General features: G+C 52.4%; 12 protein-coding genes and 2 tRNA genes. 6 read left to right on the plus strand and 8 right to left on the minus strand.

Features of this window, described 5'->3' with window-relative positions:
* Entirely contained in the window at positions 1–1416 is a 1416-nt protein-coding gene (gene gltX / locus WM46_RS01235; protein ID WP_102601212.1) for a glutamate--tRNA ligase, read from the plus strand.
* A gap of 53 nt (positions 1417–1469) precedes the next feature.
* Here gltX and WM46_RS01240 read toward each other — a convergent pair whose 3' ends face one another.
* Together WM46_RS01240 and WM46_RS01245 are read right to left on the minus strand one after the other, a co-directional pair.
* Positions 1470–1862: a MerR family transcriptional regulator gene (locus WM46_RS01240; RefSeq protein WP_061074891.1), complete on the minus strand. Its 393-nt coding sequence runs from the start codon at positions 1860–1862 to the stop codon at positions 1470–1472.
* Between the two features lies 1 nt (position 1863).
* A complete protein-coding gene (locus WM46_RS01245) occupies positions 1864–2226 on the minus strand; it encodes a MerR family transcriptional regulator (RefSeq protein WP_061074890.1) in 363 nt (120 codons plus the stop codon).
* Positions 2227–2447: 221 nt separating this feature from the next.
* Between WM46_RS01245 and WM46_RS01250 the strand changes: the two genes are divergently transcribed.
* The 3 genes from WM46_RS01250 (at position 2448) to WM46_RS01260 (ending at position 5026) form a co-directional block, all read left to right on the plus strand.
* A tRNA-Ala gene (locus WM46_RS01250) sits at positions 2448–2523 on the plus strand.
* A 39-nt stretch (positions 2524–2562) separates the two neighbouring features.
* A tRNA-Ala gene (locus WM46_RS01255) sits at positions 2563–2638 on the plus strand.
* A 198-nt stretch (positions 2639–2836) separates the two neighbouring features.
* Positions 2837–5026, plus strand: coding sequence for a sensor domain-containing phosphodiesterase (locus WM46_RS01260; RefSeq protein ID WP_061074889.1), 2190 nt, complete (start codon positions 2837–2839; stop codon positions 5024–5026).
* A gap of 52 nt (positions 5027–5078) precedes the next feature.
* Here the strand turns inward: WM46_RS01260 and nupC are convergent, their stop codons facing one another.
* Positions 5079–6281 (minus strand): nucleoside permease NupC, encoded by a 1203-nt coding sequence (gene nupC / locus WM46_RS01265; RefSeq protein WP_061074888.1) that lies wholly within the window; start codon positions 6279–6281, stop codon positions 5079–5081.
* 343 nt (positions 6282–6624) lie between these two features.
* Between nupC and WM46_RS01270 the strand changes: the two genes are divergently transcribed.
* Together WM46_RS01270 and WM46_RS01275 are read left to right on the plus strand one after the other, a co-directional pair.
* Positions 6625–7863, plus strand: a complete 1239-nt coding sequence (locus WM46_RS01270; protein WP_102601213.1) for an Nramp family divalent metal transporter — start codon at positions 6625–6627, stop codon at positions 7861–7863.
* Between the two features lie 87 nt (positions 7864–7950).
* On the plus strand, positions 7951–9498 hold the full coding sequence (locus WM46_RS01275; RefSeq protein ID WP_102601214.1) for a hypothetical protein: 1548 nt from the start codon (positions 7951–7953) through the stop codon (positions 9496–9498).
* Here WM46_RS01275 and nagA read toward each other — a convergent pair.
* The 5 genes from nagA to mgrA all read right to left on the minus strand — a co-directional run bounded on the left by nagA (position 9491) and on the right by mgrA (position 15203).
* Positions 9491–10702: an N-acetylglucosamine-6-phosphate deacetylase gene (gene nagA, locus WM46_RS01280; RefSeq protein WP_102601215.1), complete on the minus strand. Its 1212-nt coding sequence runs from the start codon at positions 10700–10702 to the stop codon at positions 9491–9493. The two genes, WM46_RS01275 and nagA, sit on opposite strands and share 8 nt — an antisense overlap.
* Entirely contained in the window at positions 10695–12047 is a 1353-nt protein-coding gene (locus WM46_RS01285) for an adenylosuccinate lyase family protein (protein ID WP_102601216.1), read from the minus strand. Before WM46_RS01285 ends, nagA begins: the two co-directional genes overlap by 8 nt.
* 16 nt (positions 12048–12063) lie before the next feature.
* On the minus strand, positions 12064–13623 hold the full coding sequence (locus tag WM46_RS01290) for a PTS transporter subunit EIIC (RefSeq protein WP_102601217.1): 1560 nt from the start codon (positions 13621–13623) through the stop codon (positions 12064–12066).
* Between the two features lie 128 nt (positions 13624–13751).
* Positions 13752–14078, minus strand: coding sequence for a DUF2502 domain-containing protein YpeC (ypeC, locus tag WM46_RS01295; protein WP_061074882.1), 327 nt, complete (start codon positions 14076–14078; stop codon positions 13752–13754).
* Positions 14079–14204: 126 nt separating this feature from the next.
* The gene (gene mgrA / locus WM46_RS01300) at positions 14205–15203 is read right to left on the minus strand and encodes an L-glyceraldehyde 3-phosphate reductase (RefSeq protein ID WP_102601218.1); all 999 of its coding nucleotides are present in this window, start codon (positions 15201–15203) and stop codon (positions 14205–14207) included.
* Between the last annotated feature and the right edge of the window lie 66 nt (positions 15204–15269).

Here is a 15269-nt window from a genome sequence, read left to right on the forward strand (position 1 = left end):
ATGAAAATCAAAACTCGCTTCGCGCCAAGCCCGACAGGCTATCTGCACGTCGGTGGTGCGCGTACTGCTCTCTATTCCTGGCTTTTTGCACGTAATCACGGCGGTGAGTTTGTGCTGCGTATTGAAGACACCGATCTCGAACGTTCCACGCCGGAAGCTATCGAAGCCATTATGGACGGTATGAACTGGCTGAGCCTGGAATGGGACGAAGGCCCATACTTCCAGACTAAACGTTTCGATCGTTATAACGCAGTGATTGATGAGATGCTGGAAGCGGGCACGGCCTATAAATGCTACTGCTCCAAAGAGCGCCTGGACGCACTGCGTGAAGAGCAGATGGCGAAGGGTGAAAAGCCGCGCTACGACGGGCGTTGCCGTCATGGTCATGAACATCACGCTGATGATGAGCCTTGCGTTGTCCGTTTTGCCAACCCGCAGGACGGTTCAGTCATTTTTGACGATCAGATCCGTGGCCCGATCGAATTCAGCAATCAGGAGCTGGACGATCTGATTATCCGCCGCACCGACGGTTCCCCGACCTATAACTTCTGTGTGGTGGTGGACGACTGGGATATGGAGATCACCCACGTTATTCGTGGTGAAGACCATATCAACAATACCCCGCGCCAGATCAACATTCTGAAAGCGCTGAACGCGCCTGTGCCGGTGTACGCCCACGTTTCTATGATCAACGGCGACGACGGTAAAAAGCTGTCCAAACGTCACGGCGCGGTGAGTGTGATGCAGTATCGTGATGACGGCTATCTGCCGGAAGCGCTGCTGAACTACCTGGTGCGTCTGGGCTGGTCCAGCGGCGATCAGGAGATTTTCACGCGTGAAGAGATGATCAAGCTGTTCTCCCTTGGTGCGGTCAGCAAATCCGCCAGTGCGTTCAACACGGAAAAACTGCAGTGGCTGAACCATCACTACATTAATTCGCTGGCGCCGGAGTATGTGGCAACGCATCTGCAGTGGCACATTGAGCAGGAAAACATCGACACCCGTAACGGCCCGGAGTTGGCTGAACTGGTGAAACTGCTGGGCGAGCGCTGCAAAACACTGAAAGAGATGGCGCAGAACTGCCGTTACTTCTACGAAGACTTTACCGAGTTTGATGCCGATGCAGCGAAGAAACACCTGCGTCCGGTTGCGCGTCAGCCGCTGGAAGTGGTGCGTGACAAACTGGCAGCCATTACCGAGTGGACGGCTGAAAACGTGCATCACGCGATTCAGGCAACTGCTGATGAGCTGGAAGTGGGAATGGGTAAAGTCGGTATGCCGCTGCGTGTGGCGGTAACCGGTGCGGGTCAGTCTCCGGGCTTAGACGTGACGGTGCACGCGATTGGGAAAACTCGCAGCATTGAGCGCATCAATAAAGCGCTGGCTTTTATTGCGGATCGTGAAGCGCAGCAGTAAGCGATCGCCGCATTAACGAAACGGCAGGGGAGACTCTGCCGTTTTTCTTTGTGCTACTCAGAATCGTTCAGACCCAGGCGTGTGAGGAAACCGCGGATGCCTTCACGTGAAAGAAACAGCGCTAACTTTTCCTGTTCCGCTGCGGACATATTTTCCACGGCATCAATAATTTGCCGATAAGCATGGCTGCGCACGACGGGGTTGTACTCGGCCAGTGACTCTTCAGCCTGATAAAATGCAGAATGGTTACGAAACGCCGGGATGTTCAGAATAAACTCCCGCACGCGTGTATCGATGTGAACGAGTCTTGCCCGACCCCCTTTAACACCTGGAAATTTTTCCGTTTCCCATTTTTGTTCACGGATCCAACGATTCACGGTTTGCTTAGCGACACCGAGGCAATCCGCCAGTTCTTCGGTGGTCATTTTGCTGCGTAATCTTTTCATATTATTTGCTGTCGCGGATCCCTAAGCGTTGTAATAAACCGGTAATCCCTTCCCGCAGTAGCAAAGAGGTAAAGTGTTTTTGTTCGGCAGGTGTCATCTCTTTCACCAGCTTGATCAGTAGGGCTTCCAGCGAGGCATCGCCAGGGTGCGAGAAGGTGTCAGACAGCCCTTCCGCCGAGCGTTCTGCGCTGCGGATATATTCACGAACCTGTTCGTTAACATGCACCAGTCGTGCTTTACCGCCCTGGACGCCTGGTTTTGGTGATGTCGCCCAACCCTCTTTTCGCACCCATTTATTAATGGTCTGTCGGCTGTAACCCGTCAGATTCGCGAGTTCTTCTGGCGTCATCCGCTCCTTGAACATAAAGATTCCCTGAATAGTCGTGTGGTTAATTAGTGGTTCATTTTATAGCACCATTTTAGTGGAAACCGTGACGTGTTTAACTACTGAATGCGAGTTGTTACGCAATGTTCTTCATTTGTCTGCTTTTTCAGCGATTAGAATCGGCGTCTACAATTTGCCGTTGACACATGCGAAGGGAATTCATATGATGCCGCCCGTCAACTCGACAAGCTTTACGTAATGGGGCTATAGCTCAGCTGGGAGAGCGCTTGCATGGCATGCAAGAGGTCAGCGGTTCGATCCCGCTTAGCTCCACCAAAAATTGAACCCAACAATTTTGGTACGTAAACGCATCATGGGGCTATAGCTCAGCTGGGAGAGCGCTTGCATGGCATGCAAGAGGTCAGCGGTTCGATCCCGCTTAGCTCCACCAAATTCAGAACCCTCGCTGCGAAGCGGGGGTTTTTTTATCTCTGCATACCTTCCATTTTTGTAATACAGTTGCTGATAAGCCGGAGTCTGTTCCGCGAAAGGTGGGATCGGTTTCTGGTGGGTATAGGTTTGCTTCGCGATGCGAATAAACTTATCATTTATGTGACAAATAGTTCGTCTCTGTGAGAGCAGTTAATTCATGCCAGCCAAGCGCAACCTGATAAATAATATAAGAATATTCGCTCTTGCGATCGTGCTCTCCATCGCAGCCATCCAGTTTTCACGTTTGATTTCTCCTCTGGCCATTGTGGATTCCAGCTATATCTATCTCTCGTGGCTGCCGCTTTGCGTGCTGCTGTCGATGATGCTGCTGTTTGGCCGACGTGCTGTTCTGCCCATTGTGCTGGCGTTATACCTGACCAACCACTGGAATCTTCATCTGCCGTTCGCGCAAGGCATTGTGTTGCTCTTCTGTCAGATGTTTGCCGTGCTGGGAACCTGTGCGCTGGTGCGCTGGCAACTGGGGCCGCGCTGGCGTTACGGATTACCCGATCGCAATATCTGGCGCAGAGTGATTTGGTTTGGCTTTGTCGCCCCGCTCGGGATGAAAATCAGTATGTATCTCGCCGGGCATTATCTCGATTTCCCGGTCGCGGTTTCGACATTCTTTGGCGCGGCGGCGGCCATCTTCACGATTGTCGATATTCTGAGCCTGATCTCGGCGGTGCTGATTTTCACCATGCTTTTTTATTATCCGCTGCGGATGATAGTGAATCCGCATTATGCCCGGATATTCTGGCGTCGCGATATTGCGCCGTGTTTTGAAAAAGAGACGCGTCTCTTTACCCTATGCTGGCTGATCTGCATTTCTCTGCTGCTCGCCATGATGTGCTCCCCGCTGGAAAGCGACTACATTGCAGGGTATCTGGTGCCCGTGCTGTTCATCATCTTTACCACTGGCGTAGGTAAGCTCACCTATCCGTTTTTGAATCTCAGTTGGGCCATTTCAACGCTGTTTCTGCTGACCTATAACCGCAATTTCTTACAAGGGGTGGGATCGGAGTATTCACTGGCGTTCATCCTGTCGGTACTCGTCTCGTTCAGTATCTGCCTGCTGTATATGATGCGCATCTTTCTGCGCAGTGAATGGCTTAATCGTCGCTGGCACATGCAGGCCCTTACCGATCCCTTAACTCGTTTACCGAATCTGCGTGCGCTGGAGCAGTTCCTGCAAAAAGAGTCCGGACAGAGCGTCTGCTGCCTGCGACTGGAGAATCTGGAGTTTCTGAGCCGTCACTACGGCATGTTAATGCGTGTGCACAGCAAACGTACGGTGCACCGTATGCTGCAACCGCTGATGCTTGAGAATGAAAAAATCTTCCAGTTGCCAGGGAGTGAATTATTACTGGTGCTTAACGGGCCGGAGATGGACGCCCGCCTGCAGCATATGCTCGACCTGTTGAACAGTCGTAAAATTTACTGGAACAACACCGGGCTGGACATGGGTTACGGCGCATCCTGGGGGCAATGGGATGGGAAGCAGGAGACGCTGCAACCGCTGCTGGGTCAGCTGAGCTGGCTGGCGGAACAGTCCTGCGCGAATCACCGGGTGCTGGCGCTGACTCAAAGCCAGGAAGTGGCGACGGGGCAGACGACCGAACGGGTGCTGCTGCTCAATAAAATTCGTAAAGCGCTCGATAACGGCGATCTCCTGCTTTACGCGCAGCCTATCCGCGACGCTCAGGGCAAAGGGTATGATGAAATTCTCGCCCGGCTGAAAAGCGACGACGGTATCATGACTCCGGATCAGTTTATTCCGCTGATAGCGCAGTTTAACCTCAGCGCCCGCTTTGATTTACAGGTCGTTGAAGCCTTGCTTACCTGGCTATCCGCACATCCTCCTACAGAGACTGGACCGCTTTTCTCGGTCAATTTAATGCCGCTGACCCTGCTGCAAAAAGAGACCGCGCCGCGCATTATTCGCCTGTTCACCCGGTATGGTATTGCTCCGGAAACGGTGATCATTGAGATCACCGAAGAGCAGGCATTTTCCAATTCGGAAACCAGCATGCAAAATCTCGAGCTGCTGCACAGGTTTGGTTTCAGAATTGCAATTGACGACTTTGGTACCGGATATGCCAATTATGAGCGCCTGAAGCGTCTGCAGGCTGACATCATCAAAATCGACGGTGTGTTCGTAAAAGATATTCTGACCGATTCGTTGGATGCGATGATTGTGAAGTCGATAACCGATCTGGCAAAGGCGAAGTCGCTAAGCGTGGTGGCGGAGTACGTAGAAACGCCCGCACAGCGGGAGTTGCTGCTGAGCCTGGGGGTGAACTATCTGCAAGGGTATTTGATTGGACGACCAAGGCCGCTCGAGGAATAACAGGTATAAAAAAAACGGGGATGCGCTCCCCGTTTTTTATGACAGTGCTGTCTTACAGAACCAGAGCGGCGATAGAAGCAGACAGGACACTCACCAGCGTAGAGCCGTAAACCAGTTTCAGACCGAAACGGGATACGACGTTACCTTGCTCTTCGTTCAGGCCTTTAATCGCGCCCGCGATGATACCGATAGAAGAGAAGTTGGCGAAGGAGACCAGGAACACAGAAAGGATACCTTCCGCGCGCGGAGAGAGCGTGGAGGCGATTTTCTGCAGATCCATCATTGCAACGAATTCGTTGGAAACCAGTTTGGTCGCCATGATACTGCCCACCTGCAGCGCTTCACTGGACGGCACACCCATCACCCAGGCAATCGGGTAGAAGATGTAGCCCAGGATGCCCTGGAAGGAGATGCTGTAGCCGAACCAACCGGTGACGGTAGCGAACAGGGCGTTCAGCGCGGCGATCAGGGCGATGAAGCCGATCAGCATAGCAGCAACGATGATCGCAACTTTGAAACCCGCCAGGATGTATTCACCCAGCATTTCGAAGAAGCTCTGGCCTTCGTGCAGGTTGGACATCTGGATGTTTTCTTCGCTGGCGTCAACGCGGTACGGGTTGATCAGCGACAGCACGATAAAGGTGCTGAACATGTTCAGAACCAGTGCCGCAACCACGTATTTAGGCTCCAGCATGGTCATGTACGCACCGACGATAGACATGGAAACGGTGGACATTGCCGTCGCTGCCATGGTGTACATGCGGTTGCGGGACATTTTGCCGAGAATGTCTTTATACGCGATAAAGTTCTCAGACTGACCGAGGATCAACGAGCTGACGGCGTTGAAGGATTCCAGTTTGCCCATGCCGTTGACTTTGGATAACAGGAAGCCAATGGCGCGGATGATAATCGGCAGCACGCGAATATGCTGCAGAATACCGATCAACGCTGAAATGAAGACGATAGGGCAGAGAACTTTCAGGAAGAAGAAAGCCAACCCTTTATCGTTCATGCTGCCAAAGACGAAGTTCGTCCCTTCATTGGCGAATCCGAGCAGTTTTTCAAACATTTCGGAGAAGCCTCTCACGAAGCCGAGACCGACGTCAGAGTTCAGGAAGAACCACGCCAGTAACACTTCGATAACAAGCAGTTGAACGACATAACGAATGCGAATTTTTTTACGGTCACTGCTTACCAGCAATGCGAGGATCGCAACAACGGCAAGTGCCAGGACAAAATGAAGGACGCGGTCCATATTTGCTCCAAATATGAGGCAGGTTAAATTTCCGTGCACATTCTATGCAACGTGTGCAAAGAAAACGAGATCTAACACACACTATAATCAGGACCTGTGACGAGATTCAAAAATAGTGATCCGGCATACACTTCTGTTATGTCTAATGCGAAAGTAAATAGTTAAGTTATTGTGCTAATATAATAACAATTATTAAACATGCTGCGCGCATTTCCTGTACCCGCACTCTTTATCGTTCCCGCCTATAAGAGAAATCAAGGTTACCGCTTTTACATGCACTTGATAACCATTCTCATTAGGCATAATATAAAACATAGCAAAGGCTATGTTTCCGAGGCAGAAGATGACAAACGATCGCGTTGAGAGTAGCAGTGGAAGAGCAGCGCGCAAGTTAAGGCTCACATTAATGGGACCTGCGTTTGTCGCGGCGATCGGGTATATCGACCCAGGCAACTTTGCGACGAACATTCAGGCCGGTGCCAGCTTTGGTTATAAACTGCTGTGGGTGGTGGTCTGGGCAAACCTGATGGCGATGCTTATCCAGGTCTTGTCTGCGAAACTGGGTATTGCAACCGGTAAAAATCTGGCCGAACAAATTCGCGATCACTATCCGCGCCCGGTGGTCTGGTTCTATTGGGTGCAGGCGGAGATCATCGCGATGGCGACCGATCTCGCGGAATTTATCGGGGCGGCGATAGGATTCAAACTGATCCTCGGTGTTTCATTATTGCAGGGGGCGGTGCTGACCGGGATCGCCACCTTCCTGATCCTGATGCTCCAGCGGCGCGGACAAAAACCGCTGGAAAAAGTGATCGGCGGCCTGCTGCTGTTTGTCGCCATGGCCTATATCGTTGAACTGATCTTTTCCCAACCCAACTTGGCACAGTTGGGTAAAGGCATGATGATCCCTGACTTGCCCAACTCTGAAGCGGTATTTCTGGCCGCCGGGGTGCTGGGCGCGACCATCATGCCGCACGTGATCTATCTGCACTCTTCGTTAACGCAGCACCTGCATGGCGGCACTCGTCAACAGCGCTATGCGGCGACAAAATGGGATGTGGCAATCGCCATGACCATTGCGGGGTTTGTTAATCTAGCGATGATGGCGACTGCCGCCGCCGCGTTTCACTTCAGTGGTCACACCGGCGTTGCCGATCTGGATCAGGCTTATCTGACGCTGGAGCCGTTATTAAGTCACGCGGCGGCAACGGTCTTCGGACTGAGCCTGGTGGCGGCGGGGCTGTCGTCAACGGTGGTTGGAACGCTGGCGGGGCAGGTCGTGATGCAGGGGTTTGTCCGCTTTCATATCCCCCTATGGGGGCGGCGTACCATCACCATGATGCCGTCCTTTATCGTGATTCTGATTGGTCTTGATCCGACGCGGATTCTGGTGATGAGCCAGGTGCTGTTAAGCTTTGGTATTGCACTGGCGCTGGTGCCGCTGCTGATATTTACCAGCGACAGCAAACTGATGGGCGATCTGGTGAATACCCGCTGGGTTAAACAGATTGGCTGGATGATTGTGGTGCTGGTGGTGGCGTTGAACCTGTGGCTGCTGGTCGGCACGGCGCTGGGGCTGTGATCTAACCGCCGTGACTCGCAACAGGTCACGGTTTTAGTCCTGGATTTCCGTTATCCTGAATCTTGCATTAGCCACTGGCGAGCGTTCATGAATCACTTTGATCTCTCTTTCCTGAAATATTTGCAGGATAACAGCCCGCTGTCGATTGACGAGGCGGTTCAGCGTTTCGGTAAGACCCTCTCCACGCTTAAACGCACCATGAAAGAGCTTAATGAACTCTTACCGGAAGACGTCCAGCTCCATCAGGATAATCAGTTTATTACGACCCGGATTGGCTATAGCGAATACCGGCAATTTTTAGCGCGTATACGTTTTAATCGCTATATCACCACGGCGGAAGAGCGTGTGAGGGATCTCCTCGTGGCGCTCTGTTTGCATGATGTGGTGAATAAAAACGAGTACTACAAAAAGTTTTATGTCAGCGCGGGGACGGTAAAAAACGATAATCCCGTGATGCTGCGTCTGACGCAGGAACACGCCCTGACGGTACAAAGCATTCCACGTACCGGGTCGCGGCTTGTCGGCGATGAGTTCTCGTTGCGCCTGGCGGTGTGCATGTTAATACTCAAAACCGTTGAGATCGGTGAAAATCATCAGTTGATTGCCCATCAGGCGAATGAGCCCGTCAGTCGTTCGATTGCCGATCAGTTTCTGAGCGAATGCGCCACGGAGATTACTCAGGCAGCACGCTGCTATGAAGACGTTATCCGACCGATTAACACGCTGGGTTACAACGGTCGGAAATACCTGCTGGTGTATCTGAGCCTCGCGTTACACCGCATCCACCGGGGGCATGTAATCAAAGAGAGTACGGCGACGTCGTTTTTGACGACGTTCCCTTTTGAGGCCATGACCGACCCGCAGGAAAACCGCTGTCTGGATCTTCTGATCGCTTCGCTGACGTTTACGTATCGGCCTTTCACCTTATATGACGCCCGCCTGGTGTCGCACGTGAAACGGACCTGTGAACGATTAGCCAGTAGCCTGAGCAATACGGTTCACAATCAACATGCCTGGTTTGCCGAGGTTTATCACTTTATCTATGCCGCCATCATCCAGAATAAATTTCATCTCTGGTTTGATGATAAAAAACTGCATAACGTCCAGAATCGCTACCCTGAACTCTGGGCCGGCGTTCAGTCAGCGGTGAGCGAGATTGAAAAAGGCTGGCAAACGACGTTTTCTGCCATCCATCTGGCGACGCTGGTGTTGATCACGAAAAAATATGAGCTTAAAAACCGGGTAGTGAGTGAGCCGAAAAAGCGGGTCATTATTGTGACGAACTCTTCGGAAAGTAAGGTCGGGTATTTCAAAGAGGTCCTGTCCTCACGTTTTCATATCGATATCCCGGTATGTATTAATATCAATGAGATCGAACAGCTTCAGTCACGTGAGTTTGATCTGCTGATCACCTTTACCAATAAGATCTCAAGCCATCTGCGGTATGCCGGACTGGATTACGTCAAGGTTAACTTCTGGCTAACGCAGGACGATTTCCAGTTGCTCCGTGAGCGGGGACTCGCCTCTGCGCGCAAAAAAATCCCGGCTGACCATTTTGTTCAGCAGGTTCAGGGGATGAGTCAGGCGGCGCTCAGGGACTTCCTTGAACGCCATTATGGTGATGTGTTTATTTAGCCAGCGGTTGTAAGACGCCGCGACACCAGACGGCTTCCAGATTTAACATCTCATCCAGGACCAGAATATCGGCATCTTTTCCTGGCGTCAGACTACCCTTACGCCGTTCAACACCGGCGAGAATCGCCGGATTCAGGCAGGCAATCTGCGCCACAGAAACCCAACTATTCTCCAGACGATCAACCACATTTTTCACTGAGTCCAGAAAGCTCATCTCCAGTGCGCAGACATCCGCCCAGTCATCGGGCGAGACCGTGCGGGTATTGCCGTGGCGATCGGTAATTTCCAGAAGATGTTGATGGATACGAAACGTCTCCTGACGCAGGTAATGGTGAAATTCAAACCCTTCCGGAAAGTCCACATATCCGAGACAGTCGCTGACCATGACCAGGCGACGATCTTTTTTCAGGCGATAGAGAATATCAAACACTTCCGGGCGTAGAGTGATACCGCTTTGTTTCGCCACTTCGGCGAAGGTGTCCTGGTGATACATCAGCGCGCCGACAACGCCGGGTTCGCGATGATGTAATCCGCGCATGGCGCTGAAGGCGTGGGTAAAGTGGCATAGCCCCGCGTCAATCGCTTGGGTGGTTTCGTCAAACGTCGCGTCGGTATGCCCTGCGGATACCGTGACGCCGGCCTGGCGCAAATGACGAATCAGCGGCAGCGCGTCCGGTAACTCTGGCGCCAGCGTCATTAAGCGAATATGTCCCCGCGCAGCATGTTGATAGCGTTCAAAGCCCTCGATACTGGGGAACTGAATTGACTCCTTGCGCTGCATCCCGCTGTATTTGGCATTGATAAACGGCCCTTCCATGTGAATGCCTACGGCTTCAGCTCCGTCTTCCGCTTTCGCGTGCGCAATCCAGTCGGCGGCCGTGGCCAGACTCTCCAGTAAGAACGCGTCCGGCTGGGTTGCGGACGTAGCAAGCCACGCGGTGACCCCGGCATTGACCAGATCCCGGCTCATGGCACGCAAGGATTGGTGTTCCCCCTTCCAGGCAAACGAACCTCTCCCCCAACCGTGGACGTGGATATCGACAAAACCCGGCATCAGCATCGCATGTCGGTAATCCACAAGCTGGCCGCGGGGCGTATTATCCAGACCAACAATCTGTCCCTGGTCGATATGCAGATAACCGCGTTGTATCCCGTCGGGGGTGATGATACGGTCGCTTGCCAGAGAGAGCAGGGGGTCAGACATCCTCTTTCTCCCACACGCGCGCTGCTGTTTCGGCGGCGATCTCCGCGCACAAACCGAGGTAATGGGCGGGATCGAGCAGAGCGTCAATTTCCGCATCGCTAAAATACTGGCGAATCAGAGTGTCGGCGCGCAGCACGTCGGCGTAGGGCAATCCCTCATGGGTGCTGCGCATCGCCAGTTGGTACACGCGCTCGTGCGCCGCGTCTTTGCCCAGCCGCTCCACCAGTTGCATCATAATCTTTTCGCTATTGATCAAACCGTGGGTTAAGTGGACGTTCTGGCGCATACGTTCAGGGTTAACGACCAGTGTGCGGGTCAACTCTTCAGCGCGCATCACGATCTCCGCCATTAACTCCATGCTCTCCTGAATATTTCCGTCGAAGATAAAGTAGGCAGAACTGTCCGCTTCAAACGGGCGAGGGCTGACATACAGGCAGGAGGTGAGCACGGAATACAATTTCTGCGCATTGGCGATAATCCCTTTAGCCAGTTTGGGGTTTACTTTTTGCGGCATAGTGCTGCTGCCAACCGTTCCTTTAGTGAACGCTTCAGAGACTTCGGCGAACTCTTCGCTGGAGGTCTGATACACCTCTTCAGCGATTTTATGCAACGTGGTAGCGAGCAGGCACAGGTTACTGATGTATTCGGTACGATAGACGCGGGAGTTACGCGAAGGGATCACCATGGAGTGCATCCCTAACCGCTGTGCGACGCGGTCCTGCACGCGACGTCCAGTTTCGCCAGTCGCATGAAACGCCCCCACTGCGCCGCCCATCATCACCGTGAAGACGCGTTTTTCTGCTTCCTGCATGCGCTGTTGGGCGCTCAACAGTTCGTCAATCCATACGGCCGCTTTATAGCCCCAGGTCACCGGTAAGGCATGCTTACCGTGGGTGCGTCCAGGCATCAGGGTGGCCTGGTGAGCGGACGCCATCTTCGCCAGATTGCGCAGAATATCGTTCACAAAGCCTTGCATGATGTCATCGAACTGCTTTGCCAGGTAAAGCTGTGCGGTTTGCTGAATATTCTGGGTTGTGACGCCATAGTGTACATACTTCCCACTTTCGCTGTCGCAGGCTTTGACCAGTACTTTGATCACCGGGACAAAGCCGTGGCCGATCTCGCGGAGCAGGCGTTCCATTTCCGTCAGGTCGATTTTATCAACGCGACAGTTGGCGGCAATATTTTCTGCCGCACGGGTGGGAATCATCCCGTATTCAGCCTGTGACAGCGCCAGAGCAGCTTCGACGTCCAGCCAGGACTGAACCCGCGCGGGTTGAGCGAGCAACGTTTTCATTCCCCGATCGTCGATGGTTTTACTTTTTGAATCATACAATGCGCGCATTCCTGTCTCCTTAAGCTTATTTCGCGCCGACAAGGCGGTCATCTACCGCATTGCGGACAAATTCGACGTGTGGGCCAAAGACCACGTGGACATGGTTGCTGGAGGGAATAAAGGTGCCCAGCGATCCCGATTCTTTCAGCACGGCCATGTCCATTTTTTTCTGATCCTTTACATCGACACGCAAACGCGACACGCAGTTTTCAACATGTTTAATATTGTCGAATCCTCCCAGCCCCTGAATAACCAGTTCAGCGACCTTGTCGTACTCTTTATTATTCAGCAAGGTACTGTCTGATGTTTCACTTTCGCGTCCCGGCGTTTTTATATCAAAGCGAGCAATCGCGAAGCGGAAAACGACGTAGAAAACGACAAAGTTAATGGCGCCGAGGAGCAGTAAATTCACCCAGTGCGTCTGTTCATACATCAGACCAAAAATACCGAAGTCGAAGATCGTGCCGCGAATATAGCCGATGGACACGTCCAGCATTTGCAATGGAATAGTCAGTAAGCCGCAGAGTAGGGCATAAACGATAAACAGCTGCGGAGCAATAAACAGGAAGGAAAACTCCAGCGGTTCAGTGATATTCCCCAGCATGGCGGTGAGTACCACGGTCAGAATCATCCCTTTGGCAAATTTCTTATTCTTAAAATAGGCCATGTGATACATCGCCAGACCAATCGCCGGCACGCGGAACAGCGTGGTGAGCATTTGTGACGACGCCAGATAACTGGTGAGCGTTGGCATATATTCCTTCCAGGCAGGATGAGACGGGCCAAGCTCAAACAGGATCTTATTAATCGCAGGCAAAATACCGACGTACGTTTGTCCGTCAATGAGATAGGTACCACCAGCCGCGGTAAAGCGGACAGTAGAACTCAGTACGTGATGTAAACCAAACGGAATTAACAGGCGGTTGAGCGTCATGTAAATCCCGGCGCCAATATCAGGCGCCATCATAATGGTTGAAATGGCGCGCATACCCGCCGTAAAAAGATCCCAGATAAAAGGGATAATTAACCCCACGGGAATCGAAAAGGCGATAGCCAGAATCGCTACGGATTTCTTACCGCTGAAAAACGCAAAGGCGAGAGGAAGTTGCAATCGGTAAAATCGATCGGTGACTTTGGCCGCCAGCAGTCCGGCAATAATGCCACCAAGCGCTTCGATTTTCAGCGTCTGAATACCGAGTACCATTCCTTGCCCCACCAGCGCCAGCTCATCTTTTGCCAGCGTCCCCGCCAGTTTGAGGTGAACATGCATGGCGATAAGTAGCGTCAGATAGGCAACCACGGAGGCAAAAACCGCAATCCCTTTCTCTTTTTTGGACATGCCGTACGCCACACCCATCGCGAATAATAACGGGATATTGTTGAATACGACGCTACTGATTAATCCCAGCGAAGAAAGGATGGCTTTAAATAGTTCATTCCCCAGAAACGGGAGTTTTTCTATCATATAGCTCTGGCCTAACGCCGAGCTAATACCCATGACCATCCCCACGGGCGCCAGTACGGCAATCGGCAATAACAGCGATCGACCGAATGTCTGAATTTCATTCTTAAAATTAGCATTCATAAATTAATCCTGACGTGAATTCTCATGAGGATAAGATACGTTCAGGATATTTTTGCTCAAGGGCAAATGGTGCAGGATAAAAAGCGCAGGATTTGACCATAAAATAAAGAGCCCGGAGGCTCTTTATTTTAATGTCTGTGTCCGTGGCCTTTCCCGCGCCCGCGATGGTCGTCGCGATCGCGCCAGCCTTCCCGGTATCCGCGCTCGTAAGCATTACGCTTATCCCAGCCACGGTGATAGCCATTGTCATGTCGCCACCAGCGATTTTTACGCCATTCATAATTGCGATGCCAGTAGTCGCGGTCACGCCAGTGCCCGCCGTCCCAGTAGTTACCGTAATTATCGCGATCGCCAATTTGTAATTTTATCGATGGCAACAGGGTGATTTCGCCCGCGTTTGCGGCAAGCGGTGTAAAAGCCAGTAGGGCTGCCGCCAGAATCAGTGACCTGAACATGCTTTATCTCCTTCACGATCGAAGCCGTAGTCGGCCTGTTAACGTAATATTACGGGGCCGTAAAGCCCCATTTCATCGCCTTAACTCTTAAATCATGAATGAGAGCACGAATTGCTAAAAAGGCAGTTAACGCGTGCTGTGCAGAATGTTGTCGATATCGGCGCACTCCTGGTCGGTGAAATGACGATTGGCCAGCATGCCGACCGCATCTTCAATCTGCGCGGTTTTACTGGCGCCAATCAGCACCGAAGTGATGTTGTCGTTACGCAGCACCCATGCAAGCGCCATCTGCGACAGTTTTTGCCCGCGTTTCTCGGCCAACGTATTGAGCTGGCGAATGGTTTCCAGCTTCCCGGCGGTAAGCTGATCCGGATTCAGAAAACGGCTTCCGCTCGCGGCTCTGGAATCCGCCGGGATCCCGTTCAGGTAGCGATCGGTGAGTTGTCCTCCCGCCAGCGGGGAAAAGGCGATACTGCCCACCCCTTTTTCCTGCAACATCGTCAGCAGTTCATCCTCCACCCAGCGTTCAAACATCGAATATTTAGGCTGATGGATCAGGCATGGCGTACCCAAATCATTGAGGATATCGATCGCTTCACGGGCGCGATCGGCCGGGTAATTCGAAATCCCGACATACAGCGCTTTCCCCTGACGCACGATGTGGTCCAGCGCTTTCATCGTTTCCTGCAGAGGTGTTTCAGGATCGGGACGGTGGTGGTAGAAAATATCCACGTACTCCAGCCCCATCCGCTTCAGACTTTGATCAAGACTGGCAATCAGATACTTGCGGGATCCCCAGTCGCCGTAAGGGCCGTCCCACATGGTATATCCCGCTTTGGTGGAGATAATCAGCTCATCGCGCCACGGTAAAAAATCTTCCTGCAGGATGCGGCCAAAGTTGCGTTCTGCTGAACCCGGCGGGGGGCCGTAGTTATTGGCGAGGTCGAAGTGGGTGATCCCCAGATCAAACGCGCGCTGAAGCAGGGCCCGGCTGTTTTCCACCTGGGTGGTATCGCCGAAGTTATGCCACAGGCCAAGCGAGATGGCGGGTAGCTTCAGGCCGCTTTGACCGCAGCGGCGAAATGCCATCCTCTGATAGCGATTTTCATCAGGCTGGTAAACCATTGTCTTCCCTCGCAGTGAATTCAGCTCTCAAGTGTATACGTTTACACTGGTCATTTTTCAATGACA

The sequence above is a fragment of the Citrobacter freundii complex sp. CFNIH2 genome, assembly GCF_002880615.1.
Taxonomy (GTDB): domain Bacteria; phylum Pseudomonadota; class Gammaproteobacteria; order Enterobacterales; family Enterobacteriaceae; genus Citrobacter_A; species Citrobacter_A amalonaticus_F.